Consider the following 1,461-nt stretch of genomic DNA (forward strand, 5'->3'; position numbering starts at 1 on the left):
TTCGGGGCCCGGTCGGGCGCGACGGCCGCGGCGGCGGCGAAGAGCTCGAGGGTCGGCGGGAGCGCGGCGACGGCCCGCTCGAACGATGCGTCGTCGCCCGAGAACGGCAGGTCGACCCAGCCGCCTGCGAGGGCGAGACCGTGGCGCTCGAGCAGGCGCGGCAGCGTCTCGCGATCCCCGAAGAGGCCCACCGGGCCGAGGTCGATGCCCTCGTATCCGGCCTCGGCGACCCACGACGCCAGCTGCTCGCCGTCGGGCAGCGGGACGAGGTCGGGACGGGAAAGTTCGAAGACGCCGTAACTGACCGGCGCGTTCGCAGTTCGGATCACCGAGAGTCCTCTCAACCGTTGGAATGCGGCTTCGCATCTCCGCGGTCAAGGGTACTAGGTTCTGACATATTTACAACTGCACCACCTCACACGGCCGGCAGCGCGTGGGGTCAGCGGATCGGCGGGTCCTCGTGCAGGTCGGCGTCGGGCGCTGTGAAGGCCCACTCCGTGAACCGCACCTCGAGATCGGCGCGCATCGGGGCGCAGATCATGGGCCCGACGGATGCCGCGCCGGCGGTGAACGGCGCGACGCGAAGGGTTCGCCATCCACCCGCATCGCTCCGCGCGCGCAGTGTGACGGCGTCGCCCGCCTCCCCGCCCCGGCTGGCCCGGATCGTGACGAGCCGCCCCGCCCACTCGGGCACCGGCGCGAGCGACCAGTCCGACACCCCGTTCGTCACGACGGCCCCGACGTGCAGCACGCCGTCGGAGACCTCGAGGCCCGTCTTGATCCACTGCTCGGCGCCCGCCCAGAGCAGCAGGCCGGCCTGGTCGTAGAGCCCGGTCAGCGTCGACGCGTCGAAGGTGACCTCGACCGCGGCATCCGTCGGCCACTCGGACACGAGCGCGTGGCCGTCGTCGTGCACGAAGCCGTAGTGCGTGGTGCGCCACCAGTCGCTGCCCTCGATGGCCATGACCACGAGGTCGCCGTCGTCGGCCCGCGAGGCCGCCGGCTCCCTGGTCCAGCTGCCCGATTCCCAGTCCACGCGTGTCCGCTCCATGCGCTCCACGCTATCCGCCACCGCCGTCGGCGCGGACCGCCGGGTGCCGTCGTCGCTCAGCCCGACCAGGCGCCGAACGAGTCGTCGAGCTCGTCGAGCGTCTCCCGCCGCTGCCGCGCCGTCGCGAGCTCGCGTTCGAGGTCGAGGGTGAGGCTGCGCATGCGGTCGTCGCGCTCGCGCTCGTACGCCTCGTCGATCTCGATCTCGATCTCGGGCCACTCCTGGGCGAGCCGGGCCTCGATGACGCCCGCGATCTCCTCCCAGGCCTCCTGCCGCGCCCGTTCGGCGATCGCGACCGTCGTGATCATCAAGGGCATCGCCATCTACAACGAGTTCTACCTGCCCTTCCTCTACCTGCCGTCGGAGGGCATGATCTCGACCTCCCTCTTCAACTTCAAGGGCCCGTTCGG

2 protein-coding genes and 2 pseudogenes are annotated in these 1,461 nt (G+C 71.4%); 1 reads left to right on the forward strand and 3 read right to left on the reverse strand.

Annotated elements, in window-relative coordinates; genetic code table 11:
* The 3 genes and pseudogenes from GH736_RS22885 to GH736_RS24385 form a co-directional block, all read right to left on the reverse strand.
* Positions 1-329, reverse strand: a pseudogene (locus GH736_RS22885) (sugar phosphate isomerase/epimerase family protein); the annotation flags it as partial.
* Positions 330-439: 110 nt separating this feature from the next.
* Positions 440-1,051, reverse strand: a complete 612-nt coding sequence (locus tag GH736_RS22890; protein WP_159607312.1) for a DUF1349 domain-containing protein — start codon at positions 1,049-1,051, stop codon at positions 440-442.
* Positions 1,052-1,107: 56 nt separating this feature from the next.
* Complete coding sequence (locus GH736_RS24385; protein WP_162529605.1) at positions 1,108-1,359, reverse strand: hypothetical protein; 252 nt, start codon at positions 1,357-1,359, stop codon at positions 1,108-1,110.
* Between GH736_RS24385 and GH736_RS25420 the strand changes: the two are divergent.
* Positions 1,331-1,461 (forward strand): annotated as a pseudogene (locus GH736_RS25420) (carbohydrate ABC transporter permease); the annotation flags it as partial. The gene GH736_RS24385 and the pseudogene GH736_RS25420 sit on opposite strands and share 29 nt — an antisense overlap.

Source organism: Agromyces humi (assembly GCF_009720255.1).
Classification (GTDB): domain Bacteria; phylum Actinomycetota; class Actinomycetes; order Actinomycetales; family Microbacteriaceae; genus Agromyces; species Agromyces humi.

Coding starts and splice junctions, on each gene's coding strand:
- GH736_RS22890 (WP_159607312.1), bottom strand. CDS start 1,051: ATGGAGCGGACACGCGTGGACTGGGAATCGGGCAGCTGGACCAGGGAG.
- GH736_RS24385 (WP_162529605.1), bottom strand. CDS start 1,359: ATGATCACGACGGTCGCGATCGCCGAACGGGCGCGGCAGGAGGCCTGG.